This is a genomic window from Vibrio sp. A2-1 (genome assembly GCF_021728355.1).
GTDB classification, from domain to species: domain Bacteria; phylum Pseudomonadota; class Gammaproteobacteria; order Enterobacterales; family Vibrionaceae; genus Vibrio; species Vibrio splendidus_K.
Genome location: NZ_JAKKCO010000002.1, coordinates 556,958 through 582,617, shown reverse-complemented (window position 1 = coordinate 582,617; position 25,660 = coordinate 556,958). Strand labels below are relative to the sequence as shown.

Below are 25,660 nucleotides of genomic sequence, written 5' to 3'. Positions count from 1 at the left end.
CTGCCAATAAATACACTTACTGTAACGACAAGAAGCGTTCACGCTGAATCATTAGTTGATCAATTCGGGCGTCGTAACGTGCTTGTTTTAGGCTGCCGAGCTCTGCGATTTGGCTAGCCTGCGTATAGTATTGAATCGCTTTGTTCCAGTTGGCTTGAAGTGCCAAGATCTCTGCACGAGCAGCCAGTTCTTCGTCGCTATTACCCAGGCTTGTATTTACTTTTGAAAGTAGGTGCCAGCCATTGGTGTCGTTCGGGTTATCGTGCGTGTAACGTTGCAATACGCGAACGGCTTCCTGTAGGTCTTCATTTTCAATCAGCGCATTGGCGTAGTTAATGGTTAGAACCGGGTTGTTTGGTTGGCGAACCAGCGCTGATTCGAGTTCTTTAATCGCAATCTCAGGCTTTTTCTGTTCAATATGGAGGTCTGAAATAGCATCTAGATAAAACAGGTTGGTTGGGTCACTGTTGATGAGCTTGGTCAGAATCGGCTCCGCTTTGTCTAATTTTTTAGAATCTAGGTAAACCAGTGCTTGGCCATACTCTAATGATGGAACCAAGGCTTTAGGTGCTTTTTTCAGCTTACGTTCAAACCAATCTAGAGCGGCATCATTATTAATGCCCGCATAGCGCGCGACAATGCGGGCTCTTGCTAGATGGTAATCCAGTGATGGGGCCAGTTTTAGTGGCGGATAGCTGCGAGCGCGAGCGCGTGAATCGGTGATTCGATCTTCTGGTAATGGGTGAGTCAGCAGCATTGGGGGTGGTGTGCTTGCATAGCGGTATTCATCAGCCAAACGACCGAAGAAACGCGGCATCGCATTCACATCGAACCCTGCTTTCGCCAGTGTATTGATACCAAAGCGGTCAGCTTCTTTTTCATTACTACGGGTGTAGTTGATCTGGCTCTGCATGTTACCAGCGGTTGTGGCAGTTAGAGCTGCGATACCTGCTTCAGGTGCTGCAATGGCCAATAATACAGAGGCTGCTAGCGCTGCGATGGTTGCTGGAGAACGACGCGCTTGATCTTCCATACTACGCGCTAAGTGACGTTGGGTAACGTGCGCGATTTCGTGCGCCAATACTGAAGCCAACTCACTTTCAGATTGTGCATGCAGGAACAGACCTGAGTGCAAAGCAACATAACCACCAAAGAATGCAAAGGCGTTGATGTTGCGGTCACGGATCATAAAGAACTGAAAAGGGGTCTTTACATCATTCGCGTTCGCGACAAGGCGATGGCCGAGCGTATCGATATATTGGTTTAGAACAGGGTCGTTGACGATGGGCTGGCTGCTTCTGATGATGCGCATGTAGGCATCACCATAGATAAGTTCTTGGTCGATAGTGAGGGTGCCGCCAGCAGCGGTGCCGATATCCGGTAGCTCCAAACCATTGGTATTTGCCAAAGTTGGGGTGCTTAATGTGGCTGCGATGCATAAGCAAGCAATTGAACGAGCGCGTTTAAACATATTAGTCAGTAATACTCCGTTTCTTCTGACAGTAAGACAAGAGCAATGCAAATTGGTTCTTTATCTGATTTAACCTTTACTAAGTGCGTGCGCTATCATTAAGGAAGATGAATGAATGATGGCGCGTTTTCAAAAACAGATTACAATACGACCCTTATAATAAGCATCGAGCCCAAGAATGACACCTAATATTCTAGATTTACGCCAAGAGCGATGTCCAATGGCTTTATTATTAGCCAAGCGTCACAGTGTAAAGTTAGAAGTAGGACAGTCATTGTCAATTTATGTCTCTGATAACAGCTCGATGAAAGATATTGTTACTTTTTTGTCTAAGCAAGCCTATGACGTCATCGCTGAGGTTTGCTCTAATTACCATCATATCCTCGTCACTAAAAAGGAATTGCAGTCAGATGCTTGAAATGGTCAATCGTTGGTATAAACGACGTTTCTCTGATCCCCATGCTGTCAGTTTGGTTGCCATCATTCTATTCGGCTTTATTACGATCTACTTCTTTGGTCATCTCATCGCGCCATTGTTGGTGGCTATTGTGTTGGCTTACTTACTTGAGTGGCCGGTTACCCAACTTCAAAGACTCGGTGTTCCAAGAACCCCTTCAGTGATGTTGGTGATCTTAATGTTCTTTAGCGTGATGCTATTGGCGATATTTGGTTTGGTACCGACCATTTGGGAGCAAGTGGGTAATCTCATCAATGATATTCCAAGCATGTATGGCGGCTTACAGAAGTTCATCGCGACGATTCCTGAGCGCTATCCTGAATTAGCAAACTTGCAGATCGTTGAATCGATTGTGTCTAACGCGAAAAATAAAGCATTGGGCTTTGGTGAAAGTGTTGTTAAAGGTTCTTTAGCTTCTCTTGTGAGCTTGGCTACGCTTGCGGTTTACTTGATTCTTGTGCCGCTGCTTATCTTCTTCTTACTAAAAGATAAAGAAGAGATGATCAGCATGGCGAGTGGCGTGCTACCGAAAAATCGTCGTCTAGCGACCAAGGTTTGGGTTGAGATGAACCAACAAATCTCGAACTATATTCGCGGCAAGGTGCTTGAGATCTTGATCGTCGGTGGTGTCAGCTATGTGACCTTTGCGATTCTAGATTTGCGTTATTCAGCTCTGTTGGCTGTCGCGGTCGGCTTCTCGGTACTGATTCCTTATATCGGTGCGGCAGCTGTGACCGTTCCAGTTGCGATTGTTGGCTTGTTCCAGTGGGGATTAGAGCCTCAATTTTACTGGCTGCTTCTTGCTTACGGTATTATCCAAGCACTAGATGGCAACGTGCTCGTTCCTGTTCTGTTCTCTGAAGCCGTGAACCTACACCCAGTAGCGATTATTGTAGCGGTATTGGTGTTTGGCGGATTGTGGGGATTCTGGGGCGTGTTCTTTGCTATCCCGCTTGCTACGCTGGTGAAAGCGGTTTGGAATGCTTTACCGAGTCATGCTCTCGACGATGACCCTGAGCATCAATCGTAATTGAAGATCAATACAGTTGAGTAAGTATTAAAAAGGCCGAGTATCCATGATATTCGGCCTTTTTGTATTTGGCTTAGTCAATTGTGAACTTAGATCATCTAGGTATGAAATTAGGTCATTAATTCACTAGAAACAACATTAAGCTTCTGGATTGAAGTAGTCTAGAACCACTTCGTGGTGAGTTTTAGTCTTGAACTTGTTGAAGACGTGTTCAATCTGGCCTTCTTCATCAATTAGGAAGCTAATACGGTGCAGACCGTCGTACACTTTACCCATAAATTTCTTCTCGCCCCAAACGCCAAACTGTTCAGCAACGCTGTGGTCTTCATCAGATAGCAGTGTGAAGTTTAGAGATTTCTTCTCGACGAAATTTGGTAGGCGTTTTACTGGATCAACACTCACACCTAGAACAACCACATTTAGGTCATCAAGTTGTGCTTTGATATCACGCAGGCCTTCAGCTTGCACAATACAACCTGGAGTCATTGCTTTTGGGTAAAAATAGAACAGGACTTTTTTACCTTTGAAGTCACCAAGAGATACGATATTACCATCTTGATCAGGAAGAGAAAAAGCAGGTGCTGGAACACCAGCCGTTAGCGTATTCATGATATTTCCTTTTTAAAAACTGTTTTTGATAAAGTTGAGCGAGCCTTGTACGGATAGGCTCTGACACAGCGCGTCAAATTCTTCTTGTAGCTGCATCAAATTACATTCTGATTGCACAGAAGCGGTAATAGAGATATGGAATTGGTCGTTATCGAGCTGAACTTTAGATTTATTGATGGTTCGCGCACTTAACGAATCGAGGCCGATGTTTCGGTCTGCGAAGAACTGGGTAAACTGCTCGGTAAGGCCGATTTTATCGTCTGACTCAACGAACACCTCTACGGTGTAAGAGTTCTCAATAACATCATGAGTTGAGGTTCGCTTCATAATCGTAATCAAGTCGTGCTCTTGTCCAAGCAAGGGCAGGGTGGTTTCAACGCGGGTGATGTTGTTTGCCTTTCCAGACAGCAGCATGATAAGCGTAAATTCTTCGCCAAATAGAGCGATACGGCTATCAATAATGTTACAGCCTGATTGGGTGACTAAATGAACCACTTGGTTGCATACACCTGGGCGATCTGTGCCCACAGCTGTGATTACTAGATGTTGAGTCATAAAAATCACGTCTCTTTATATTCCATTGATTCATGCATGTTAGCACAGTTAGCTTGTGGAATAAGCGTGCGTACGGGGCTTTTTATGAGGCACCTTGCTTCTAACATGCAACCAATGATAAGAATATTGAGAGCGTTAAAAAATGAGATTGAGCGGTGAGAGCACAGCTTACTTGTTACTGACATCCAGTGCTGTGCTATCCGCTAGATTGAGCGCAGGTTACCCAAATTCTCGGTAGAACGCCGTTAGAAGTCGTTTTACCTCAAACATACGACAATATTTAATGCAGATGTTGCCGGTAAGCCACTTTAATGTCTTGTGTTTATTGATTGGCTTACAGTAACATGCAAAAAGAATAAATTAAGGGAGATAGACATGTTTTCAGGAAGTATCGTTGCGCTAGTTACGCCATTTAATACAGATGGTGAAGTGGATTTCGACAGCCTTAAAAAGTTAGTTGAGCACCATGTTGCTGCAGGTAGTGATGGTCTGGTTGCGGTTGGCACAACAGGTGAGTCTTCAACACTCACTATTGAAGAGCATGTCAAAGTCGTCAATAAGATCGTTGAATTTGCTGATGGTCGTATTCCCGTTATCGCTGGTACAGGTGCAAATGCAACTCACGAATCTGTTCTATTCAGCCGTTTGCTGAATGGTTCTGGTATTGCTGGTTGCCTGAGCGTAACGCCTTACTACAACAAACCGACTCAAGAAGGTTTGTACCAACACTACAAAGCGATTGCTGAAGTCAGTGACGTTCCACAAATCCTATACAATGTACCGGGTCGTACTGCTGTAGACTTGTTACCTGAAACGGTTGCTCGCCTTGCTGAGATCGAAAACATCGTTGCACTTAAAGATGCGACGGGTGATCTCGACAGAATTGCAATTCACCGTGAACTTTGTGGCGAAGATTTTATCTTACTAAGTGGTGATGACTTAACAGGTCTAGAATTTGTTAAGCGTGGTGGCGATGGCGTGATCTCTGTAACAAACAATGTTGCAGCCGCTGATATGGCAACCATGTTCAAGTTAGCGAAAGAAGGCAAGTTTGAAGAAGCAGAAGCGATCAATGAGCGTTTGATGCCTCTACATAAGAATTTGTTCGTTGAGTCCAACCCTATTCCCGTAAAATGGGCGGTTCATAAAATGGGTCTGATTGCTGAAGGTGGCTTACGTCTACCGTTGACTGAATTGTCAAAGCCAGCTCAACCCGTTGTTGCTCAAGCAATGACTGAAGCGTGCATTTACTAAAAACGTATGAAGTGATGCCGAAGCGAACCTTCGGCATTTAGGAGTATAAATGAAGTATTCTCACCAGCTAGTGATTGGATCACTGGCTGTTTTCGTTCTTACAGCATGTTCTGGCAGCCCGACTCAACGTCGCCAAGCCAAAGATGATTTCGAATACTTAGAAACACCTGAGTTTTCACAATGGCAGCTGCCTGAAGATGCTCAACCTCAGTTCTATCCAAATTTTGACATCCCAAGCGGTGAGTTCAGTGGTGGTACAGGCCGTGAAGTGGATATTCGTCCGCCGCAACAGGTTCTTGAGCTGATCCCTGGTGCTCGAGCTGAACGTCAGAATGGTGAAGTGACACTATGGCTTCTTCGTGCTGAAGAGGCTGACCGCGTGTGGCAAACGGCTGTAGATATGCTGGCACAACGTGGCATTGGTATTCGTGAACAGTCAGAAAACGATATTGAGACCGATTGGGTTACTTGGGTTTCTGAAGATGAAGAAGTAGAGATCGGCAGTCGCTACTCTATCTCTCGTTTCCAAGCGAACAACCGCCATGGCTTCAAGATCAACCTTATCGATTGGCGTGAAGGCTCTGAAGAGAAGCCTGTATCGGCAACCAATAAGGAGCGTTACAACGCGTTCTTAACGAACCTCGTGATGGCTAAGTACGATGAGAACCTTCGTGCTGAAGCGGCGTTGAAAGCACAAGAGTTGGTTAAACGCATTCCAATCTCAATGGGTGCTGACCGCAGTGGCTTCCCTGTGATCATTGCTCGTACTCCATACAATGTATTGTGGCAGCGCTTGCCTACTTTGCTACCGACGATGGGCTTTGAGCTTGAAGAGCGTAACCAGTCTCAAGGTACTGTAAAAGCTAAGTATGCTGCACCAGATGATGAATTCTGGGAAACAATTGGCCTACAACCCATTGATTTGGCTCCAGGCACTTACACCTTCTTGTTTGGTGATCTTGGTAACCGTACGTCAATTAACGTAACGGATGCATCAGGTAAACCAGTAGAAGAAGCGTTACTTAAGTCTATGGTACCGGTATTAGCACATGTTGCTGACCAAACCAAAGATGACAAAGAAGCTGATGCAGAGTAAGTAAACTGAGTGAGCATAGCTGGAAAACCACAGAGTTAGTCATATCAGCCCTGTGGTTAGCTAAAGCCAATAAAAAAGAGGACACATTGTGTCCTCTTTTTTGTATTCGTTGATTAGTCGTCAGCGGATTATTAGCAAATTAGATTGGCTCCTTAGAGCTACAAAATTAAGCGTCTTTGTTGTCCGTAGACTCATCTTTTTGAGTTTTCTCTTGGTTCTGTTTATCCAATTGATTGAGCTTGTCTAAGTCTTTCTCTGTTTTGTTACGACCAGTCAGATCCATATTGGCGGTCTGTTTGAGCGCAGCAATATTACCCACCACAACGCTAACCACGATGATGATGATAACCCAAGGGTTTGTAAGCCACTCCAACATAAGCGCTCCTAATGACTGATATTCGCCACGAAGCGCGCATAGATCTCGTCTAGCTGCTCCATAATAATCTCATACCCTAATATTGGCTTAGATTGGAGTTGCTTGCCAAGTAAAGAGGGAGATAACTGTGATAAACACAACTCCGATACTTTTCGATGGCTGATATGCCAAGGTTCGATCGCCACACCGCCGAGGTCTTGACTGTACGGAAAGAAGAACCCAAATTGAGATGCATTAGCATAAAGCCATTGGTAAAACGCTTGCTGGTGGCCAGTAAGGTATTCCCATGGTTCCAGTTGCAGCTGTGTGCCTTCAGGCAAGTGATTACGAGCAAAGACATCAAAGTCACAACCCCAATGGTGACGACTCGCCCCAGGCAGTGCAGACCACCTCAGTATCGCTGACAACTTTTGCTGTTCACTGAGTCTTGAAGCATCAAGTGGTTGGCTTTCTGAGTCTAATATTGGTGCTTCACCAGAAAACTTACGGTTCCAAATCAGAGATTGCCTTTCATAGTCGCGAAAGCCACTGGCAATCTCCATTTTAAAGCCAGCGAGTTGAGCAGCTTCAATCAAACTGTTTAGGTCATCTTTGACATCACGGTGAACCAAGAATGTCTTGGTGCCAATCAGGTTAGGTTCCAGATGAGAATCTGATTGCCCGGTAAGCTGCTCTGGTGTCATAACGCGTCTCTCAATAATTAGAAGCTATCAATCGCTGATGAAAGAACTATTTAGCGAACAGGTTCACTAATGTTCTTTCATACATGTCGGTTAGCTTCTCTAAGTCAGCCACTTTCACGCATTCATTAACCTTGTGAATGGTGGCATTAACCGGACCTAGCTCTACGACTTGCCCTTTCATGCGCGCAATAAAGCGTCCGTCTGATGTACCACCTGTAGTCAGTAGTGCTGGTTTTACGTCATTAACGTGACCAACGGCATCAACAATAGCATCAAGCAGTGAGCCTGCGTCTGTTAAGAACGGGTCGCCATTGAATGTCCATTTCAAATCGTATTCGAAATCGTATTTGTCGAGTGTATTTGTGATTCTCTCAACGATGATGTCGTTGTTTAACTCTGTGCTAAAACGAAGGTTAAACTGAACATTAAACTCACCAGGAATCACGTTTGATGCGCCTGTGCCCGCACTTACATTTGGGATCTGGAAGCTAGTTGGTGGGAAGTAGTCATTACCTTTATCCCACTCGGTAGTAGCCAGTTCATTGATCGCAAGCAGAGAGCTGTGTACCGGGTTGTTCGCTAGGTGAGGGTACGCAACATGACCTTGTGTGCCTTTAACTGTTAGATCACCAGTGATAGAACCACGACGGCCGTTTTTCACGACATCACCAACGTACTCAGTACTTGATGGTTCACCAACGATACACATATCGATGTTCTCGCCACGAGCCATCAGTGCTTCAACAACACGTACCGTACCGTTGATGAAAGGACCTTCTTCATCTGACGTGATAAGGAAGCCGATTGAGCCGCTGTGGTCCGGGTGTTTAGCAATGAACTGCTCGACAGCAACAATCATTGAAGCCAAAGAACCTTTCATATCTGCCGCGCCGCGACCGTGCAGGAAACCGTCTACGATAGTCGGTTCGAATGGTTTAGTGTTCCACTGGTCAATTGGGCCTGCAGGTACAACATCAGTGTGGCCAGCAAAGGCAAACAGAGGCGCCTCTGTACCACGGCGAGCCCAAAAGTTTGTAGTATCTTCAAATACCATCACTTCGATTTCAAAGCCGAGTGCTTTTAAGCGTTCAATCATCAGGTCTTGGCAACCTGCATCTTCAGGGGTTACCGATTGACGGCTAATGAGGTCTTTTGCCAGAGCCAAAGTTGGGCTATCTGTCATCCTTGAATTCCTTGTTTAAATAAAACGTCTAGTCATTAATTTTTAGGACGCTGATTCCGAGAACAACGTCCAGTTGTCTGTCTATGTAAATAATACGCTCTAAGCAAAAATAGCGGCGTATTGGTCGGCTTTAAATCCGATATGAAGCTTGCCGTCTACTTTTAGTATCGGTCGCTTAATCATTGCTGGTTGCTTAACAAGCAGAGTCACGGCTTTGTCTTCCGTTAATGTATCTTTCTGTTCTTGTGAAAGTTGGCGATAAGTTGTACCACGTTTGTTCAATACAAGTTCCCAGCCAAGTTCTGAACAGAAGGTCGTAACCAACTCTTCAGTGATGCCTTGTTTGCGATAATCGTGAAATTCGAACTTGATCCCTTCAGCTTCGAGCCATTTCTTTGCTTTTTTAATGGTGTCGCAGTTCGGAATGCCAAACATAGTGATAGTCATTGTTCTTCCTTTGGGTGATTTTATTTCGTTGTTATGAGTTGAATCCTATCAGGAAGCTGCAATTCAGACAAAATAGAGTGAGGAATATTTCATAGAGTGAAAAAAAACAGTAAGAAAATGTCACTATTGGAGACTTATTGATCAACCTCAACATGTTGTCAGCGAAAAAAGAAATAATTGAGTTGCACATATATAGGAGGTGTCAATGGAGTTGAGTCCTGTTTTTGCAAGGCGGCTATATTTAGCATTGTTAGTGGAAAGCCTTGATAGGCCAAATGTGCCTAAACTCATCGAAAAAACGGGTTGGCCTCGTCGTACTATTCAAGATGTACTCAAGGCGTTACCGGGGATCGGTATCGAACTTATGTTTGTTCAAGATGGGCGACGTCATAATGATGGCTATTACCAGTTATCCGACTGGGGTCCATTTGACAGTCAATGGGTTATCCAACGTAAAGGCGATATAGCAACAAGCCTTGGATTTAGTGCATAAGCCAGCGAAAGCTGGCTTTCTTTTTTGCAGTAGAAGTAGAAATCGAAGTGGTAGCATCTTGCTCATTTGAGCACCGAGCTACCTAATTATGTCCCTCCCTAATTACACAGATAGGCAGTGCCCAACATAGTCACGGAAGTGGAAAAGTCTTGGGGGAGTGTAAATATCACGGTATCTGCACCTAGCTCAATCGTATTTGACTTGAGCTCATTCATGGCGCCCTGAATCAAGGTGTCGTTTGGGTAAAACAGGTAACTATACCAATGGCCCTCGCTGCCAGTGACTTCCCCTTTATACTCGCACTGCGCAATATTGATAAGGCCGTGGAAATCCATTTGCACGTTGTCAGCTTCGCTATGAGGCATTGATGTCGGTGTCGTGCAACCAAGTAGCACGCTACTCATAGCCAAAGCGATTAATTCCTTTTTCATACGCTTATCCTGTTATTTCATCAAATAAATCGCGAAGCCTATCCAGCTTGCGAACAATAACAACCACGGCAATTTACTGGCGTGATTTGATGTTGTTTCTTTGTTCGATTCGACATTCTGTTCTTGGTCTTGGTCTTGGTCTTGGTTCGCTTGCAGAGTCTGCTTCTCTTTCTGTACGCGTTTTTTAGCTTTATCGGCTTGGCGGCCACGTTCTTTCTGCTGCTTTTTATAGAGTGCGATGCCTTTCTCGATACCTTGAGCAATCAACTTGGTTTGTTCTTTGGTTTGAGCTGGCTTTTGTGTCGCTTTGGCTATCTTCAGTGCTTCTTGTTGTGATTCAACAGATGGTGTATTAGTTTTCTTTTTCATACTGAGTTCGATAATTAAAACGGATTAACCAATAAGATAACGCAAACCTAGTTAAGTATGAATGATTTGCGTTAAAGTGTTGGTTTGAAAATAAGTGAAAGTGAGATTTGTGCGGTACTCCATAGAACAATACGACAAGCACGGCTTTTTAAAAGCCCCAATCCTATTATGGTTAGGTTGGCTATTTCTGGCGAAAGCTCTGGTCGTTTTCATTGTTGCAGGTGCAAGCCGAGAGTCGGGCACTGATATCCTCGAAATCATCTATCCAGATCATCAAATGTTTTATGTTGGGATTGCATTGAGTATTCCGATCTTGTTACTCATGTGGTTGTTTGGACTCAGAACACCAGAGAGAAAGCGCCTCAATAAAGTCGTATCTTGGGGGCGTTGGGTCACCATGGTGGCTATCTTGGCACAGGGGTCTCATACCATTTATTTAATCTATCTGGATAATGGATGGTTCCGTTGGTCAAATGGCATCACCCTGTTATTGCTCCTATGGTTAGCGCTTTTTCTAACCAATAGTCATGCCGCTAGGGATTGCTTTAAAGTGGTTGAGCTCGAAGACTGATTCTCATCAAAACATTTGTCCCATTCACAATTATACTTAGAAGCTAAAACTGGAAGGAATAATCTATGCTTAATGTCTCAAATGAGCAGCCTAACGTTCAAAGTGCTATCTTGCCAGAAGCAGGGCCTTTCGCTCTTTACGTTCAACTAAAAGTGAATGCTAACGCTGCTAACGTATTAGCGGAAATTCAAAAGATTCCTGCGCTAATCGAAGAGCTCAACCAAACTCAACCAGATGCGAACTTAACGGCGTCAGTTGCGTTCTCAAAGGCTTTTTGGGATAAGTTCGAGCGAGCTGCTCCGTCTGACCTCATTGATTTCCCTGCGCTTGGGGAAGGTGATGTCACTGCACCGAGCACATTGTCTGATGTTCTGATTCACTGTCATTCAAATCGACACGATCTGCACTTTTTCATCCTACGTAAATTGCTATCTGAAATAGCTGCGGACGTTGAAGTAGTTGATGAAACCTACGGTTACCGCTTCCTAGATTCACGTGACATGACCGACTTCGTTGATGGCACTGAAAACCCGAAAGACGCACAGCGCGCTGAAGTAGCGATTGTGCCTGAAGGTGAATTTGCGGGTGGTAGCTATGTGATGGTGCAACGTTTTGTGCATAACCTGCCTGCTTGGAATCGATTGAATGTATCGGCACAAGAGAAAGTCGTTGGTCGTACTAAGCCCGATTCAATTGAATTAGACGATGTTCCTGCGGCGTCTCACGTTGGTCGTGTGGATATCAAAGAAGAAGGCAAGGGCCTGAAAATTGTTCGTCACAGCCTGCCTTACGGCACAGCAACGGGCGACCACGGCTTATTGTTCATTGCTTACTGTAACGTTCGTCATAATTTTGATGCGATGCTAGAGAGTATGTACGGCGTGACAGATGGTAAAACAGACCAACTGCTTCGTTTTACTAAAGCGGTGACAGGCGCTTATTACTTTGCCCCGTCGACTGACATGTTGAGTGCATTAACGGTTAAGTAAATCGTCTCAAAAAGAATAAACAAAGGGAGCCCTCAGGGCTCCTTTTTTATTAAAGCTTTAGATGAATTGGTCGATATAAGAGCAATCGTGAGTTTTATTCATCTTTTTGTAAGTGAAGGTCTATGGCTATAACTGTTAATACAAATGTCTCAGCGCTAGTGGCTCAGAGAAACCTCTCTAATGCTAATCGCATGCTGAATCAATCTTTGGAGCGCTTAGCTTCAGGGAGCCGTATTAATAGTGCAAAAGACGATGCGGCTGGCTTACAAATTTCGAATCGATTAGAAGCGCAGATGAGCGGCATTGATGTCGCGGTTCGAAACGCTAACGATGGAATCTCCATTATGCAGACTGCAGAAGGAGCGATGAATGAAACCACCAATATCATGCAACGCATGCGAGATTTGTCGCTGCAGGCGAGTAATGGTTCGAATAGCCAGTCTGAAAGGACAGCGATTCAAGAAGAAGTGACAGCTCTAAATGATGAGTTGAATCGAATTGCTGAAACGACTTCATTTGGCGGTAAAAAACTTCTTAACGGTAGTTTTGGTAGTTCGTCATTTCAAATCGGTGGCAGTTCTGGTGAAGCGGTGCAGATAGGTTTGAAAAACATGCGCACCGATGACATCAATATGGGTGGTTTTAGCTATGTCGCCAATGGCATGGCAAGTGACTCGTGGGCAGTCAAATCCAACCAGAATGATATGACGATGTCGTTTACCGACCGTTTTGGTCAGCCACAAGAGATCACCATCAAGGCGAAAGCGGGCGATGATATCGAAGAGTTGGCGACCTATATTAATGGTCAAACAGATCAGGTCTCGGCTTCAGTTAATGATGAAGGGCAGCTTCAGATCTATATGTCTGGTGAAGATACTGCGGGCACGATCTCTTTTTTAGGTTCGTTAGCCAGTGAGCTTTCGATGTCTGCGGGTTATTACGAATCAGTCGATGACATCAATGTGACCGATGTGGGTGGCGCGCAGCGTGCAGTTTCTATTTTAGATACGGCGATGAAGTACGTGGATAGTCATCGCTCCGAACTCGGCGCAATGCAAAACCGCTTTGATCATGCGATTAATAATCTCGAAAATGTTCATGAGAACTTGGCGACATCCAACAGCCGAATCAAAGATACCGATTACGCCAAAGAGACCACTCAAATGCTCAAGCAGCAAATATTGCAGCAAGTGAGCACCACAATACTGGCTCAAGCAAAGCAAGCGCCGAATCTTGCTTTAACCTTGCTCGGTTAATAAATTACCTCAAATCTTATAAAGGTAGTTCAGCTTAACTAAAGCCCTTTGGTTAATAAAAATACAACTTCTCGCTCGACTGACATCTCGACAACTTTAGCGCTTTTCTCATCTTTTTTTGATAATTTTACGGCCAGTCACGCTTTCTTCTTCTTTATCGCTATTTCTTTAATTTTGTTGTTTTTTTCCTAAAGGTTTCAGCATTCACGCCGTTATTAATAGTAACTTAGAGATAACTACTTGGTTTTCCGAGACGTCGGAAACCGCTATACCGGAAAATCAATTGGAGAAGTCACCATGGCAGTGAATGTAAATACCAACGTTTCAGCGATGACAGCACAACGTTACCTAAACAACGCAAACAGCGCACAACAAACATCAATGGAGCGTCTAGCTTCAGGCTCTAAAATCAACAGCGCGAAAGATGACGCTGCGGGCCTACAAATCTCGAACCGTTTGAACGTTCAGAGTCGTGGTCTTGATGTTGCTGTACGTAACGCGAACGACGGTATCTCTATTGCACAAACTGCTGAAGGTGCAATGAACGAGACAACAAACATCCTGCAACGTATGCGTGATTTGTCTCTACAATCTTCAAACGGCTCAAACTCAAAATCTGAGCGTGTAGCGATTCAAGAAGAAGTAACAGCTCTGAACGACGAACTGAACCGTATCGCGGAAACCACGTCTTTTGGTGGCAACAAGCTGCTTAACGGTACTCACGGTACTAAATCATTCCAAATCGGTGCGGACAACGGTGAAGCGGTAATGCTTCAACTGAAAGACATGCGCTCTGATAACGCTCAGATGGGTGGTAAAAGCTACCAAACTGAGAACGCGAAAGATAAAGACTGGAATGTTCAAGCGGGCGCAAACGACCTAAAAATGTCGTTCACTGATAACTTCGGTCAAGCACAAGAAATCGATGTGTCTGCGAAAGCGGGCGATGACATCGAAGAGCTAGCAACGTACATCAACGGTCAACAAGATTCTGTTAAAGCGTCTGTAACTGAAGACGGCAACCTACAAATGTTTACTGGCAACAACAAAGTTGAAGGCGAAGTGGCATTCTCAGGTAGCCTTGCTGGCGAACTAGGCATGCAATCTGGCAAAGAAGTAACGGTTGATACTATCGACGTAACATCAGTTGGCGGCGCGCAAGAATCTGTTGCAGTTATCGATGCGGCACTTAAGTATGTAGATAGCCACCGTGCTGAACTGGGTGCTTTCCAAAACCGTTTCGACCACGCTATCAGCAACTTAGACAACATTAACGAGAACGTTAACGCATCTAAGAGCCGTATTAAAGATACCGATTTCGCGAAAGAAACGACTCAGATGACTAAGTCTCAGATCCTTTCTCAAGCTTCAAGCTCGATCCTTGCTCAAGCGAAGCAAGCGCCGAACTCGGCACTTAGCCTACTAGGTTAATCGATTGAAAGGCCACGTTGCCAAGTTGGTTATAAGCGCTGTTGATCATAAGTGCTGTTGATCATAAACGTTAACGTTAGGCTTCCACAAATTAGCTCGTGGTGAGAGATGAGCGCTAAACAGACCCAGCTTCGGCTGGGTTTTTTATTGCCTGTTGTTTAGCTAAGATATATTTGGAAAAGTGCTGTGCGGGTAAACAGAAGCAAAAGCGAGATTCCCTATCACGCTCGTTCCTCACTGTAGGGAGTGACGACTATAGTGATCCATTGTTTACCTGAATCGAAGTCTTTAGTCGTATCTCAGAATCGAGTAGAACGAGATATCAGAGATCTCTGTTTGTTAAAATTCACAAGTGTAATTTGATGTATAGGCGAAATGCCTTGAATAGCGCTTAACAACGTTTAGTAAAAAACTAGGTCAGATAGCAGGAGATAAACGGTCAGTGTAGTTTTCATTGGTTGAGGGAGCTAGGAGAAGGGTTTCGGTGTGATAGTCAGTAATGCCTATCTGAGGTATTGAACAAATATAGCAGGCACAAAAAACGCCACCCTTAGGTAGCGTTTTAATTAAAGCAGATAAGTAATCGAAATTACTTAGTTACTTTAAGAACTGGAGTTTCGCCAACAGTTACAGAACCAGAAAGCTTGTTCAGCTCCTTGATTTCGTCCATGTTAGAGATAACAACTGGAGTAAGCGTAGATTTCGCTTTCTCTTCTAGAAGCGCTAGGTCGAAAGTGATGATAGTGTCACCAGCTTTAACAGATTGACCTTCTTCAGCTACACGAGTGAAGCCTTCGCCTTTAAGTTCAACAGTATCGATACCGAAGTGAACGAAAAGCTCAACACCGTCGTCAGACTCAATAGAGAATGCGTGGTTAGTTTCGAAGATCTTACCGATAGTACCGTTAACTGGAGCTACCATTTTATCGCCAGCTGGTTTGATAGCGATGCCGTCACCAACGATTTTTTCAGCGAAAACTACATCTGGCACGTCTTCGATGTTTACGATTTCACCAGAAAGAGGTGCGATGATTTCGATTGCACCAGCATCAGCGCTGTCATCAGATACAAGCTTTTTCAGTTTGTCAAACAGACCCATTGTGTCATGCTCCTAACGTTTAGTTTTATTCTGTAGAATATACTATACCAATCTAACAAATTAGACGACTATTTTTAGCCGTCTAACTTTATTAAGCTCTTGGTGATTACTGAGTTTTCTCAGCGATGAATTTTTCTACGCAAGCTTCAATTTCTGCAGCTGTAGGTAGAGATAGTGCTTCGTCAGCCATAGCTTTAACTTCTGCGAAGTTAGAGTTACGGATTACTTTCTTAACTTTAGGGATAGAGATACCGCTCATAGAGAACTCATCTAGACCCATACCAAGAAGAAGTAGAGTTGCACGCTCATCGCCTGCTAGCTCGCCACACATACCTGTCCACTTGCCTTCTTTATGAGAAGCATCGATTACTTGCTTGATTACAAGAAGAACCGCTGGAGATAGTGGGTTGTAAAGGTGAGAAATCATCTCGTTACCACGGTCAACTGCAAGAGTGTATTGCGTTAGATCGTTAGTACCGATAGAGAAGAAAGCCACTTCTTTAGCAAGGTGGTGTGCGATAGCAGCAGCTGCTGGAGTCTCAACCATTACGCCAATTTCGATGTCTTCATCGAAAGCATGACCTTCAGCGCGAAGTTCAACTTTGTACTCTTCGATTGCTTTTTTCAGTTCACGGATCTCTTCGATAGAAATGATCATTGGGAACATGATACGTAGCTTACCATGTGCAGATGCACGAAGAATGCCGCGTAGTTGGTCACGTAAGATTTCACGACGATCCAAGCTGATACGAACTGCACGCCAGCCTAGGAACGGGTTCATTTCTTGTGGAAGATCCATATATGGAAGATCTTTATCGCCACCGATATCCATTGTACGGATAATCACTGACTCACCGTGCATTGCTTCAGCTACTTCTTTGTAAGCAACGTATTGCTCTTCTTCAGTAGGAAGTGCTGTACGGTCCATGAATAGGAATTCAGTACGGTACAGACCAACACCTTCGCCACCGTTGCGCAGGATACCGTCACAGTCTTTAACTGTACCGATGTTGCCGCAAACTTCTACTTGATGGTTATCAAGTGTGATAGCTGGTAGGTCTTTAAGTTTTGCTAGTTCAGCCGCTTCTGCTTCAAAATCAGATTTGATTTTCTTAGCTTCTGCTAATTCAGCGTCAGAAGGGTTGATGATGATCTTATTGTTCATCGCGTCTAGCACAAGCATGTCGCCGTTCTTAACTTGCTTAGTGATATCGTTAGTACCAACGATAGCTGGAAGCTCAAGTGAACGTGCCATGATTGAAGTATGAGATGTACGACCGCCGATGTCACAAGCGAAACCAAGAACGTAGTCTAGGTTGATTTGTGCAGTTTCAGATGGCGTTAGGTCGTAAGCAACTAGGATAACTTGTTCATTGATATCTGCTAGAGACACAATGTTAATGCCTAGTGCATTTTTAACGAAGCGAGTGCCGATATCACGGATATCAGTCGCACGTTCTTTTAGGTACTCATCATCAAGTGACTCAAGTGCAACAGCTTGCTCTTCGATCACTGTGTAGATCGCGTTGTCTGCGTGCATTTTGTCTTTCTTGATGAGTGCTAAAATCTCTTCTTCTAGCTCTTCATCTTCAAGCAGCATGATATGGCCTTCAAAGATTGCTTCTTTTTCTTCGCCAAAAGTTTCAAGTGCTTTTTGCTTTACAACTTCAAGTTGTTGAGAAGATTTGTTACGAGCGTCAAAAAAACGCTGAACTTCTGCTTCAACTTGATCGTCTGAGATAGATTGAGTGTTTAGGACAATTTCATCTTCTTGAAGTAGTAGTGCTTTACCGAAAGCAATACCAGGAGATGCTAGGATGCCTGAAATCATAGCCTTACCTTAGTTGTTCAACTGTAAACGGGAGAATGTGTGACTTTAAGTCGTCGACTAATGTCGCGCTTATCGCTATCTATTTCGAACAAAGCCACTTTGCTATGCAAAATGGCTTTGAAAGAAGGAGACCGTATTAGTGTAGTTGATCCATAAGAGCAACTAGGTGGTCTACTGCTTGCTGAGCTTGAGGGCCTTCAGCAGAAATAGTAACGTTAGTACCTTTTACTAGGCCTAAAGTTTGTAGCTTGAACAGGCTTTTTGCGCTAGCGCTTTTGCCGTTAGAAGTCACTGTGATGTCAGCATCGAAAGATTTTGCTTCTTTAACGAACTGTGCAGCTGGACGTGTGTGAAGGCCGTTTTCTGCTGTGATTTCTACTTGCTTCTCGTACATTTGATATACCCCAATTAATTTATTTTTTGTAAGTTTGTAACCAGTTCAGCTTAACTGCTTTAACGTAAGTTCGCTAGAGGCTAGTACGCTATGTTCGTGTTAGAACTTAGACTGATTATAAATTTTTATCCAGCCATGGTCGTCTTTTGTTGAGTACTCATGACTTTCAGAATTTGTTTATTGCTTCTTTTATTTTGAAGCGAAAAATAAAACAGACCCGATATTACCAAAGGTGGGGCAGGGATCAACAAAAAAGCCCCTAAACGGGGCTTTTTTGGACGAAAAATTGATTTGACCACATATTATTGTTGGTTCTCTTTCTCCGTAAAGATGCCTGCAAATAGGGCTGTACTTAGGTAACGTTCGCCAGAGCTTGGAAGCACAGTGACAATGGTTTTTCCTTCAAATTCAGGCAGTTCCGCGATTCTGTTCGCCGCTACTACTGCTGCGCCAGATGAGATGCCCGCTAGAATACCTTCCTCTTTCATCAGGCGTTGAGCCATCTCAATCGCTTCTTCAGAAGTTACTGGCTCTACACGGTCGATAAGGTCTAAATCTAGGTTTCCAGGGATAAAGCCTGCACCAATACCTTGGATTTTGTGCGGAGCTGGTTTGATTTCTTCGCCAGCAAGCGCTTGTGCAATCACTGGAGACTCTGCTGGTTCAACCGCTACAGAAGTGATCGCTTTACCTTTCTCGCCCTTAATGTAACGGCTTGTACCAGTAAGCGTACCACCGGTACCTACGCCAGCGACAAACACATCGATTTCGCCATCTGTTGCTTCCCAAATTTCGGGGCCAGTTGTCTTCTCGTGAATTTGTGGGTTAGCTGGGTTGTTGAATTGCTGAAGCAGCAGATACTTTTCTGGATCTGAAGCGACAATTTCTTCTGCTTTAGCTATCGCGCCGTTCATGCCTTTTGGTGCTTCAGTCAGTACTAAGTTTGCACCTAGTGCTTTAAGCAACTTACGACGCTCTAGGCTCATTGACTCAGGCATAGTTAGCGTTAGCTTGTAACCGCGAGCGGCTGCTACGAATGCAAGAGCAACACCTGTATTACCACTGGTAGGTTCAACAAGCTCGATACCTGGTTTAAGAGTACCTGCTTTTTCTGCTTCCCAGATCATGTTTGAACCGATACGACACTTAACACTGAAGCTTGGGTTACGAGCTTCGATCTTAGCTAGGACGTTACCCTTGCTTACTTTGTTAAGGCGGACTAGCGGTGTGTTACCAATCGTTAGGGTGTTGTCTTCGTAGATCTTGCTCATGCGATATTCCTTCATTTAATGACAGAACTAAACGTAGTATATCAATCACTTTACCGTCTAGTGTCTTTCGATGTTTGTTCAGCTTGAATTTAGATTAAACAACTTGAAAAAAAGGTAAAAGGATTAAAAAGTTATATCATATAGATATGTAGCAGAGTTCACGCCTATCTTTACTGGTCATTGAATTTTCAAAAGATAGGCGCGGACAGGTAAGTGGGGGCGTTTATCGACGAGAGTGTAATGCTTGTTCTTTGAATTCAACAACCCACATGGCTGTGGCACCACAAACCGCAACAGGCACTACGATCAGGTTTAAAATTGGAATTGTCGTAAATACAGAAACAAGCGCGCCGAAGCTGTAGGTCTTACCTTGTTTTTGTTTCAAAATGTTTCTCATATCATCGAATTTGATTTTATGGTTATCAAATGGGTAATCAGCGTACTGGATAGCAAGCATCCATGCGGTGAAGATGAACCATAAAAACGGTGCAACGGTTTGTCCGAGTGCTGGAATTAACAAAAGTAGGAATAAACCGATCGCTTTTGGCAGAACGTAGACAAGTTTGCGCCATTCTCTCGCTAATATACGTGGCGTATCTTTGAGGACATCAAGTAAACCATCGTCATTGACTTTTTTGCCACTAAGTAGCTCTTCTACCTTTTCTGCGAGTAATCCATTGAACGGCGCAGCAATGAAGTTAGCGAGCGTGCTAAAGAAATACGAAAACGTGGCCAAGACGGTTATGACAAGTAGCGGCCATAAAATGTATGACAACCACGACAAGAAGCTTGGCAATGCACCAATCCATCCTTCAATCCAAGTGTTGAGGTTGGAAAAGATATAAAACAAAGCACCACCAACGAGTAACACGTTAGCGATTAGTGGAAGTAAAACAAACTTACGAATGCTCGGCGACAAAGCGATTTTTATTCCGAAAATAAAATAGCCAAAGCCTGAGCGGGGAACAGATTCAATAGTCATATTAAAATTAGGTCACATGTGAATTTGGTTAAATAGCAAACATCCCTAGTGTACTAGACCGAAATTAAGAAAAAAAGCGTGGTGAAAATCACACCATGCAAGGAACTAATTGTATTAAGTTGTTCTAAAACAGTGGCTACTTTTGATAGAGTAGTGAGATTAGCCAAATTAACCCAACTTAGTGACAGCGTGTTTATAGCTAGTCGACTAAGAAAGCTGAGAGCGAAAAATGCAGGAATTGCGATTTGTACTCATTATTGTTGGCGCATTAGCTATCGCCGCATTATTGTTCCATGGTCTATGGACGAGTAAAAAAGAAGGGAAAGCAAAGTTTGGAGATAAGCCGCTTGGTAAGCTTGATAACGACAGCTTAGATGAAGCAGAAACGATCCCAAACCGTTCATTCGCCCCAGAAGATGATTTTGAGATAATCCGAAAAGAGCGTAAAGAGCCGGATTTTGCAGTCTCACCATCTGAGACTGATCCGCTGATTGACTCAGATCCACTTACTGCGCCACAAACGAAAGAAGTTATCGAAGACGACATCGAATTGAATGATCTTCCTTCCTTCAGTGTTAAAGAAGAACCAATTCAGATCGAGAGTGAACCTGAAGACATACAAGAGGCCACTGAACCAGAGGTTCCAAGCTTTGAATTGACTGACGAGCAAAAAGAAAGTCATGCTGGTTTTCAAGAGCAGTACGGTTCGTTTGAAGAAGCTTCTGATTCGGTTACCGAGCCGCTAGCTCCTAACAAAGCACTGACGCCAAGTGAACCGCTTGTTACTCAAGTAGACGTTGCTAAAGAAGTCGTTGCTACACAAAACGCAGCGTCTACTGAAGAAGCTAAGCCAGATGAAGAGCTTGGCCTAGAAGTTATTGTTCTCAATGTTCACTGTGCTGGAGAGATCCCGTTTGTGGGTACTGAACTTTTCCGTAGCATGGAGAATAACGGCCTAACTTATGGTGAGATGTCTATCTACCACTGTTTTGCACAATCTAGCGATGAGCCAAAAGTTATTTTCAGTGTTGCGAACATGATGCAGCCGGGCACTCTAGAACATGATGATCCCGCTGACTTTACAACGAAAGGTATTTCGTTCTTCATGACGCTGCCTTGTTACGGTCAAGCTGATCAGAACTTTAATGTAATGCTGAGTGCAGCTCAGAAAATTGCTGATGATATGGGCGGAAACGTTTTGGACGAGTCACGTAACTTAATGACGCCCAATCGTTTGTCAGACTACCGCAAGCAAATCAGAGACTTTATGACCGCTACGAATGCCTAGCCGTATTGTTTAGCCTTGTAAATAATCTATATTTATAGAAAAGGGCTCCTAAGGGAGCCCTTTTTGATATTTCAATCACGACAGAGAATGATATGAAAGAATCGATTCAAGTTACCTTAGAGCAGTTAAGAGAAACTCTGCACTATCATGCCGTTCGTTATTATGTAGAAGATAGCCCTGAGATCCCTGATGTCGAGTACGATCGATTGATGCAACAGTTGCTAAAGATCGAGGAAGAGAATCCAGAGCTTGTGACGGTGGATTCTCCGAGCCAACGTGTCGGTGGACAGCCTTTAGATGGGTTTACGCAAGTGGCTCATGAAATCCCAATGCTTTCGCTCGACAATGCATTCTCTGATGAAGATTTGGATGCGTTTAATAAGCGTATGTCTGATAGAGCGCCAATGGCCAATCTTAAGACTTTCTGTTGTGAGCCTAAGCTTGATGGCTTAGCGGTAAGCCTACTCTATGTAAATGGCACCTTAGTTCAGGCAGCAACGCGTGGTGATGGCGCTACTGGCGAAAACATCACAGAAAACGTACGAACGATCAGCTCGATTCCGCTTAAGTTGCAAGGCGAAGGTTGGCCAGAACGCATTGAGGTTCGTGGTGAAGTGTTTATGCCTAAAGCAGGCTTCGATAAACTGAATGAGATGGCTTTGAAGAAGGGCGACAAAGTTTTTGTTAACCCACGCAACGCCGCTGCAGGTAGCCTGCGTCAACTTGACTCTCGCATTACAGCGAAACGTCCACTGGCTTTCTACGCATACAGTGTCGGTGTTGTTCAAGGAGCTGAGCTTTCGAATAGCCACTATCAACGCTTCTTGCAGCTGAAAGGCTGGGGTTTGCCAATGTGTCCTGAAACTAAGCAGTTAAGCTCGCTTGAGGACGTAAAAGCGTACTATCAAGATATTATGACTCGTCGTGATGCTCTGGCTTATGAGATTGACGGTGTGGTGATTAAGGTTGATGACATTGCCGCACAAGTCACTCTAGGCTTTGTTGCACGAGCACCTCGTTGGGCTATTGCCTACAAGTTCCCAGCTCAAGAAGAGATCACTCTGCTTAACGATGTTGAGTTTCAGGTGGGTCGTACAGGCGCAATTACGCCGGTGGCTAAACTAGAACCTATCTTTGTTGGTGGTGTGACGGTAAGTAATGCCACGTTGCACAACGCTGATGAGATTGCTCGTTTAGGTGTGAAGGTCGGAGATAGCGTAATCATTCGTCGTGCTGGTGATGTTATTCCACAGATTGTAGCTGTTGTGCAAGATCGCCGCCCTGATAGCGCTAGAGACATTGTATTCCCTGATGCTTGCCCAGTATGTAACTCTGCAGTAGAGCGCGTTGAGGGAGAGGCTGTAGCGCGTTGTACTGGTGGCTTAGTCTGTCAGGCACAGCGTAAAGAAGCGCTTAAGCACTTTGTGTCTAGAAAGGCGCTGGATGTTGATGGTCTTGGCGTAAAAGTGATCGAGCAGCTTGTAGACCGTGAAATGGTAGAAACTCCAGCCGATCTATTTAAGTTAAGCGCTGGCGTTATTACGGTTCTTGACCGTATGGGGCCTAAATCGGCACAGAATGTAGTGAGTGCGCTTAATAAAGCCAAAGACACGACATTAGCGCGTTTCCTTTATTCTCTAGGGATTCGCGAAGTGGGTGAAGCGACGGCTATGAACTTAGCTCAACACTTTAAGACGCTGGAGTTGGTTCAAGCAGCAACCCATGAACAGTTGGTTGAAGTGTCAGATATTGGTGACATCGTCGCAAGTCACCTCACGAGCTTCTTCTCGCAGGAGAAAAACAGAGCCGTAGTCGAGCAGTTGCTAGAGCTTGGTGTTAACTGGCCTGCAATCGAAGCTGTTGCGGATGACCAAGAGCTGCCGTTAGAAGGTAAAGTGGTTGTGTTGACGGGCTCACTGTCTAAATTAGGACGCAGTGAAGCGAAAGCCGCTTTGCAGGCTTTAGGTGCAAAAGTAACCGGTAGCGTGTCTAAGAAAACGGATATCTTATTTGCTGGTGAAGCCGCTGGTTCTAAACTGACTAAAGCACAAGATTTAGGTATCGAAATAAGAACGGAAGAAGATCTAATTGCCCTTATTTCGTAAGTAAATACAGATAAAAAAAGCTCAAAGGCACTCCTTTCAAGGGAGTGCCTTTTTTGTTTCTGATATAAAAATGATGACTTTTTAATTGTTGAGAATTTTGTTCCTATACGAACTCTAAAATCAGGACAGTGACGCTGCTCAACATTAATGAAATGCCGTTATAGTTGTATTGAAAATGCGAGTCACTTCTATGTTTTCAAGAGTGGGTTAAATGTAAGTAATTGATATTATTTTATTTAATCGTTTTAGGTTATGATCTTTACAATTTATCGACCTGGATCACTAAGTACCTACTAAATTTGCACCAACTCATATTTTTTTAGATGAAAATTAAGTTCTCATTGATCTTTTTGAGGGCGAAGTTAGTCTTAATGCCATGGATGCACATGATGTGCATAACCAGAAAGGAAATAGAGAATTCAGATTTTAGGGTTCTCAAACAAGAAAAGGTATTTCTCTCTACGGCGGCCAACTTTAGGCGGGAAATATTCAAACAGCTATATCCATTTTTAGGAGTTTTATTCCATGGAAAACAAATTTTTTAAAGTATCTGCGATTACTGCAGCAATGGTAGGTGCACTTTCTGCTGCTCCAGCTATGGCTGAAGATCCAATCGGTCCTGAGTATGCGAGTCAGGCATCAGAGTTCTTCTCTGAGTCGACAATTAGTGGCAACCTAAACTTCTTCATGCGTGCTCGTGACCGTGGTAATGTGGATGCAAATGGCAATGATACAGCTAAGACAACAAACTTAGATCACGGCTCTATCTTTGCTAACTTAGGTTTCCATTCAGGTTACGTAGCTGACGTTGTTGGTTTTGACGCAGTAGTGTACAGCACATTCGACATGTGGGCGGGTGAAGAAACCGGCGGTTCATTTGAACACGAGATGAACTTTTTTGACTGTGATTCTGCTTACGGTGCAAGTACTGGCTGTGATTCTTACCAAACTGATAACGGTGTTTCTTTCGCTAAAGCAGCATTAAAATTTAAGTTTGGCGAGAACATCAATGCGCAACTTGGTTACTTCCAACCGTCTGTACCTAGTTCTTTAGGCGTTAACTGGTCATTCGCTCCTGGTACCTACCGTGGTGGTGAGATCGGTGGTAACTTTGGTGACCTTTCTGTTGGTTTCGTTTATGCAGACCAGTACAAAGCCCCTTGGTTCAAAGAAACATATGAATTCCGCGATGGCTCTTTCTGGGGCAGCCCTGGTAAAGACGTAGGCGATGTATACTCGATGGGTGCTCGTTATACTCTAAGTAATGGAATTGGACTTGATGTTGGTTACGGTGGCTTGACTGACGGGGATCGTAAAAACTTCCACGCTAAAGTTAAAGGCACGACAGATGGCGGTCTATTCTGGTCTCCACAACTATACGTAGTTGATGATGACAACCAGTTTGACAGCACAGCTTTCCAAGCGGCATTATTAACGTCTAAAACTATGGGTCAATACAGCTTCCGTGCTGAAGCGACATATACAGTTGCCGACTCTGAAGATACTCGTGGTAATGTTGGTAACATGTCTTACCGCCTAACAGAACAGTATGGTGGTTCAAACGGTGCTTACGACGTTTGGTGGAACAACCGTTCTGACTTTAACCACGATGGCGAATATGCGTTCTTCCTATCTTCAACTCGTGATTTCTCTGATGTTGGTGGTACAGGCTTCAGTGCTGGTGTAAGTGGTGCTTACGGTGCGGGTGCGAAAGCTGACGGTTACGATGAGCTAGTCGAATATGCATATAGCTTCTTCGCAAATTACGCAATTCAAGCTGGTGCATTGAAAGATGCTAACATCAGCTTCTACTACACTAACTTCTTTAATGATTCAGACGCGCCAAACTGGACTGGTTACTCTAATGCCTTCCAAGACGAGACTGATTTCAAACTAGCACTAACAATTCCTTTCGGAGTTAAGTAAGTTAGATAAGAAATAGAAAAAGCTGGGTATTTACCCAGCTTTTTTGCTTTTTAGGAGATATTT

Annotated in this window: 27 protein-coding genes; 13 read left to right on the top strand and 14 right to left on the bottom strand. The window is 44.0% G+C overall.

Annotated elements, in window-relative coordinates:
• Nucleotides 1-16: 16 nt before the first annotated feature.
• Nucleotides 17-1,471 carry a M48 family metallopeptidase gene (locus tag L3V33_RS10225; protein ID WP_054547616.1) on the bottom strand — a complete coding sequence of 485 codons (1,455 nt, stop codon included), beginning with the start codon at nucleotides 1,469-1,471 and terminating at the stop codon, nucleotides 17-19.
• A gap of 178 nt (nucleotides 1,472-1,649) precedes the next feature.
• On the opposite strand from L3V33_RS10225, the gene L3V33_RS10220 reads away from it, so the two are divergent.
• A complete protein-coding gene (locus L3V33_RS10220) occupies nucleotides 1,650-1,889 on the top strand; it encodes a sulfurtransferase TusA family protein (protein WP_017107216.1) in 240 nt (79 codons plus the stop codon).
• Nucleotides 1,882-2,958, top strand: coding sequence for an AI-2E family transporter (locus L3V33_RS10215; protein ID WP_054547617.1), 1,077 nt, complete (start codon nucleotides 1,882-1,884; stop codon nucleotides 2,956-2,958). Before L3V33_RS10220 ends, L3V33_RS10215 begins: the two co-directional genes overlap by 8 nt.
• Before the next feature lie 138 nt (nucleotides 2,959-3,096).
• Here the strand turns inward: L3V33_RS10215 and bcp are convergent, their stop codons facing one another.
• Together bcp and L3V33_RS10205 are read right to left on the bottom strand one after the other, a co-directional pair.
• A complete protein-coding gene (bcp, locus tag L3V33_RS10210) occupies nucleotides 3,097-3,567 on the bottom strand; it encodes a thioredoxin-dependent thiol peroxidase (RefSeq protein ID WP_017079430.1) in 471 nt (156 codons plus the stop codon).
• A 12-nt stretch (nucleotides 3,568-3,579) separates the two neighbouring features.
• Nucleotides 3,580-4,122: a glycine cleavage system protein R gene (locus tag L3V33_RS10205; RefSeq protein ID WP_017079431.1), complete on the bottom strand. Its 543-nt coding sequence runs from the start codon at nucleotides 4,120-4,122 to the stop codon at nucleotides 3,580-3,582.
• A 375-nt stretch (nucleotides 4,123-4,497) separates the two neighbouring features.
• Here L3V33_RS10205 and dapA point away from each other — a divergent pair, with 375 nt between their 5' ends.
• On the top strand, nucleotides 4,498-5,376 hold the full coding sequence (gene dapA, locus L3V33_RS10200) for a 4-hydroxy-tetrahydrodipicolinate synthase (protein WP_004734279.1): 879 nt from the start codon (nucleotides 4,498-4,500) through the stop codon (nucleotides 5,374-5,376).
• 49 nt (nucleotides 5,377-5,425) lie between these two features.
• Nucleotides 5,426-6,472 carry an outer membrane protein assembly factor BamC gene (gene bamC / locus L3V33_RS10195; protein WP_054547618.1) on the top strand — a complete coding sequence of 349 codons (1,047 nt, stop codon included), beginning with the start codon at nucleotides 5,426-5,428 and terminating at the stop codon, nucleotides 6,470-6,472.
• A gap of 166 nt (nucleotides 6,473-6,638) precedes the next feature.
• Here bamC and L3V33_RS10190 read toward each other — a convergent pair whose 3' ends face one another.
• The 4 genes from L3V33_RS10190 to L3V33_RS10175 form a co-directional block, all read right to left on the bottom strand.
• Nucleotides 6,639-6,848: a DUF2897 family protein gene (locus tag L3V33_RS10190; protein ID WP_017079434.1), complete on the bottom strand. Its 210-nt coding sequence runs from the start codon at nucleotides 6,846-6,848 to the stop codon at nucleotides 6,639-6,641.
• A gap of 8 nt (nucleotides 6,849-6,856) precedes the next feature.
• Nucleotides 6,857-7,531 (bottom strand): M15 family metallopeptidase, encoded by a 675-nt coding sequence (locus L3V33_RS10185; RefSeq protein WP_054547620.1) that lies wholly within the window; start codon nucleotides 7,529-7,531, stop codon nucleotides 6,857-6,859.
• A 46-nt stretch (nucleotides 7,532-7,577) separates the two neighbouring features.
• Complete coding sequence (gene dapE, locus L3V33_RS10180; protein WP_054547621.1) at nucleotides 7,578-8,714, bottom strand: succinyl-diaminopimelate desuccinylase; 1,137 nt, start codon at nucleotides 8,712-8,714, stop codon at nucleotides 7,578-7,580.
• 99 nt (nucleotides 8,715-8,813) lie between these two features.
• Entirely contained in the window at nucleotides 8,814-9,161 is a 348-nt protein-coding gene (locus L3V33_RS10175; RefSeq protein ID WP_054547622.1) for an ArsC family reductase, read from the bottom strand.
• 205 nt (nucleotides 9,162-9,366) lie between these two features.
• Here L3V33_RS10175 and L3V33_RS10170 point away from each other — a divergent pair, with 205 nt between their 5' ends.
• The gene (locus tag L3V33_RS10170; protein WP_004734273.1) at nucleotides 9,367-9,654 is read left to right on the top strand and encodes a helix-turn-helix domain-containing protein; all 288 of its coding nucleotides are present in this window, start codon (nucleotides 9,367-9,369) and stop codon (nucleotides 9,652-9,654) included.
• 98 nt (nucleotides 9,655-9,752) lie between these two features.
• Here the strand turns inward: L3V33_RS10170 and L3V33_RS10165 are convergent, their stop codons facing one another.
• Together L3V33_RS10165 and L3V33_RS10160 are read right to left on the bottom strand one after the other, a co-directional pair.
• Nucleotides 9,753-10,085, bottom strand: a complete 333-nt coding sequence (locus L3V33_RS10165; protein ID WP_054547623.1) for a DUF4156 domain-containing protein — start codon at nucleotides 10,083-10,085, stop codon at nucleotides 9,753-9,755.
• 12 nt (nucleotides 10,086-10,097) lie between these two features.
• Entirely contained in the window at nucleotides 10,098-10,454 is a 357-nt protein-coding gene (locus L3V33_RS10160; RefSeq protein WP_237290333.1) for a DUF2956 domain-containing protein, read from the bottom strand.
• Between the two features lie 109 nt (nucleotides 10,455-10,563).
• Here L3V33_RS10160 and L3V33_RS10155 point away from each other — a divergent pair, with 109 nt between their 5' ends.
• The 4 genes from L3V33_RS10155 to L3V33_RS10140 all read left to right on the top strand — a co-directional run bounded on the left by L3V33_RS10155 (nucleotide 10,564) and on the right by L3V33_RS10140 (nucleotide 14,701).
• A complete protein-coding gene (locus L3V33_RS10155) occupies nucleotides 10,564-11,025 on the top strand; it encodes a DUF2919 domain-containing protein (protein ID WP_065205012.1) in 462 nt (153 codons plus the stop codon).
• Nucleotides 11,026-11,090: 65 nt separating this feature from the next.
• Nucleotides 11,091-12,014, top strand: coding sequence for a Dyp-type peroxidase (locus tag L3V33_RS10150; protein ID WP_237290332.1), 924 nt, complete (start codon nucleotides 11,091-11,093; stop codon nucleotides 12,012-12,014).
• Between the two features lie 122 nt (nucleotides 12,015-12,136).
• Nucleotides 12,137-13,270: a flagellin gene (locus L3V33_RS10145; protein WP_237290331.1), complete on the top strand. Its 1,134-nt coding sequence runs from the start codon at nucleotides 12,137-12,139 to the stop codon at nucleotides 13,268-13,270.
• A 297-nt stretch (nucleotides 13,271-13,567) separates the two neighbouring features.
• A complete protein-coding gene (locus L3V33_RS10140; protein ID WP_237290330.1) occupies nucleotides 13,568-14,701 on the top strand; it encodes a flagellin in 1,134 nt (377 codons plus the stop codon).
• Between the two features lie 589 nt (nucleotides 14,702-15,290).
• Here the strand turns inward: L3V33_RS10140 and crr are convergent.
• From crr to cysZ, 5 genes are all read right to left on the bottom strand, one after another.
• Complete coding sequence (gene crr / locus L3V33_RS10135; RefSeq protein WP_004737851.1) at nucleotides 15,291-15,800, bottom strand: PTS glucose transporter subunit IIA; 510 nt, start codon at nucleotides 15,798-15,800, stop codon at nucleotides 15,291-15,293.
• 106 nt (nucleotides 15,801-15,906) lie between these two features.
• Nucleotides 15,907-17,631 carry a phosphoenolpyruvate-protein phosphotransferase PtsI gene (ptsI, locus tag L3V33_RS10130; protein WP_017079443.1) on the bottom strand — a complete coding sequence of 575 codons (1,725 nt, stop codon included), beginning with the start codon at nucleotides 17,629-17,631 and terminating at the stop codon, nucleotides 15,907-15,909.
• A gap of 136 nt (nucleotides 17,632-17,767) precedes the next feature.
• Nucleotides 17,768-18,025 carry an HPr family phosphocarrier protein gene (locus L3V33_RS10125; protein WP_004734263.1) on the bottom strand — a complete coding sequence of 86 codons (258 nt, stop codon included), beginning with the start codon at nucleotides 18,023-18,025 and terminating at the stop codon, nucleotides 17,768-17,770.
• Between the two features lie 302 nt (nucleotides 18,026-18,327).
• Entirely contained in the window at nucleotides 18,328-19,296 is a 969-nt protein-coding gene (gene cysK / locus L3V33_RS10120) for a cysteine synthase A (protein ID WP_010436636.1), read from the bottom strand.
• A 223-nt stretch (nucleotides 19,297-19,519) separates the two neighbouring features.
• A complete protein-coding gene (gene cysZ / locus L3V33_RS10115; RefSeq protein ID WP_054547627.1) occupies nucleotides 19,520-20,278 on the bottom strand; it encodes a sulfate transporter CysZ in 759 nt (252 codons plus the stop codon).
• Nucleotides 20,279-20,507: 229 nt separating this feature from the next.
• Between cysZ and zipA the strand changes: the two genes are divergently transcribed.
• From zipA to L3V33_RS10095, 4 genes are all read left to right on the top strand, one after another.
• Nucleotides 20,508-21,566 carry a cell division protein ZipA gene (gene zipA / locus L3V33_RS10110; protein ID WP_237290329.1) on the top strand — a complete coding sequence of 353 codons (1,059 nt, stop codon included), beginning with the start codon at nucleotides 20,508-20,510 and terminating at the stop codon, nucleotides 21,564-21,566.
• 92 nt (nucleotides 21,567-21,658) lie between these two features.
• Nucleotides 21,659-23,671 carry an NAD-dependent DNA ligase LigA gene (gene ligA / locus L3V33_RS10105; protein WP_237290328.1) on the top strand — a complete coding sequence of 671 codons (2,013 nt, stop codon included), beginning with the start codon at nucleotides 21,659-21,661 and terminating at the stop codon, nucleotides 23,669-23,671.
• A 389-nt stretch (nucleotides 23,672-24,060) separates the two neighbouring features.
• Nucleotides 24,061-24,216: a hypothetical protein gene (locus tag L3V33_RS10100; protein WP_054547630.1), complete on the top strand. Its 156-nt coding sequence runs from the start codon at nucleotides 24,061-24,063 to the stop codon at nucleotides 24,214-24,216.
• Nucleotides 24,197-25,597 carry a multidrug transporter gene (locus L3V33_RS10095; protein ID WP_065205005.1) on the top strand — a complete coding sequence of 467 codons (1,401 nt, stop codon included), beginning with the start codon at nucleotides 24,197-24,199 and terminating at the stop codon, nucleotides 25,595-25,597. The genes L3V33_RS10100 and L3V33_RS10095 overlap by 20 nt, the downstream gene beginning before the upstream one ends.
• Nucleotides 25,598-25,660: the final 63 nt, after the last annotated feature.

Coding starts and splice junctions, on each gene's coding strand:
- L3V33_RS10225 (WP_054547616.1), bottom strand. CDS start 1,471: ATGTTTAAACGCGCTCGTTCAATTGCTTGCTTATGCATCGCAGCCACA.
- L3V33_RS10220 (WP_017107216.1), top strand. CDS start 1,650: ATGACACCTAATATTCTAGATTTACGCCAAGAGCGATGTCCAATGGCT.
- L3V33_RS10215 (WP_054547617.1), top strand. CDS start 1,882: ATGCTTGAAATGGTCAATCGTTGGTATAAACGACGTTTCTCTGATCCC.
- bcp (WP_017079430.1), bottom strand. CDS start 3,567: ATGAATACGCTAACGGCTGGTGTTCCAGCACCTGCTTTTTCTCTTCCT.
- L3V33_RS10205 (WP_017079431.1), bottom strand. CDS start 4,122: ATGACTCAACATCTAGTAATCACAGCTGTGGGCACAGATCGCCCAGGT.
- dapA (WP_004734279.1), top strand. CDS start 4,498: ATGTTTTCAGGAAGTATCGTTGCGCTAGTTACGCCATTTAATACAGAT.
- bamC (WP_054547618.1), top strand. CDS start 5,426: ATGAAGTATTCTCACCAGCTAGTGATTGGATCACTGGCTGTTTTCGTT.
- L3V33_RS10190 (WP_017079434.1), bottom strand. CDS start 6,848: ATGTTGGAGTGGCTTACAAACCCTTGGGTTATCATCATCATCGTGGTT.
- L3V33_RS10185 (WP_054547620.1), bottom strand. CDS start 7,531: ATGACACCAGAGCAGCTTACCGGGCAATCAGATTCTCATCTGGAACCT.
- dapE (WP_054547621.1), bottom strand. CDS start 8,714: ATGACAGATAGCCCAACTTTGGCTCTGGCAAAAGACCTCATTAGCCGT.
- L3V33_RS10175 (WP_054547622.1), bottom strand. CDS start 9,161: ATGACTATCACTATGTTTGGCATTCCGAACTGCGACACCATTAAAAAA.
- L3V33_RS10170 (WP_004734273.1), top strand. CDS start 9,367: ATGGAGTTGAGTCCTGTTTTTGCAAGGCGGCTATATTTAGCATTGTTA.
- L3V33_RS10165 (WP_054547623.1), bottom strand. CDS start 10,085: ATGAAAAAGGAATTAATCGCTTTGGCTATGAGTAGCGTGCTACTTGGT.
- L3V33_RS10160 (WP_237290333.1), bottom strand. CDS start 10,454: ATGAAAAAGAAAACTAATACACCATCTGTTGAATCACAACAAGAAGCA.
- L3V33_RS10150 (WP_237290332.1), top strand. CDS start 11,091: ATGCTTAATGTCTCAAATGAGCAGCCTAACGTTCAAAGTGCTATCTTG.
- L3V33_RS10145 (WP_237290331.1), top strand. CDS start 12,137: ATGGCTATAACTGTTAATACAAATGTCTCAGCGCTAGTGGCTCAGAGA.
- L3V33_RS10140 (WP_237290330.1), top strand. CDS start 13,568: ATGGCAGTGAATGTAAATACCAACGTTTCAGCGATGACAGCACAACGT.
- crr (WP_004737851.1), bottom strand. CDS start 15,800: ATGGGTCTGTTTGACAAACTGAAAAAGCTTGTATCTGATGACAGCGCT.
- ptsI (WP_017079443.1), bottom strand. CDS start 17,631: ATGATTTCAGGCATCCTAGCATCTCCTGGTATTGCTTTCGGTAAAGCA.
- L3V33_RS10125 (WP_004734263.1), bottom strand. CDS start 18,025: ATGTACGAGAAGCAAGTAGAAATCACAGCAGAAAACGGCCTTCACACA.
- cysK (WP_010436636.1), bottom strand. CDS start 19,296: ATGAGCAAGATCTACGAAGACAACACCCTAACGATTGGTAACACACCG.
- cysZ (WP_054547627.1), bottom strand. CDS start 20,278: ATGACTATTGAATCTGTTCCCCGCTCAGGCTTTGGCTATTTTATTTTC.
- zipA (WP_237290329.1), top strand. CDS start 20,508: ATGCAGGAATTGCGATTTGTACTCATTATTGTTGGCGCATTAGCTATC.
- ligA (WP_237290328.1), top strand. CDS start 21,659: ATGAAAGAATCGATTCAAGTTACCTTAGAGCAGTTAAGAGAAACTCTG.
- L3V33_RS10100 (WP_054547630.1), top strand. CDS start 24,061: ATGTGCATAACCAGAAAGGAAATAGAGAATTCAGATTTTAGGGTTCTC.
- L3V33_RS10095 (WP_065205005.1), top strand. CDS start 24,197: ATGGAAAACAAATTTTTTAAAGTATCTGCGATTACTGCAGCAATGGTA.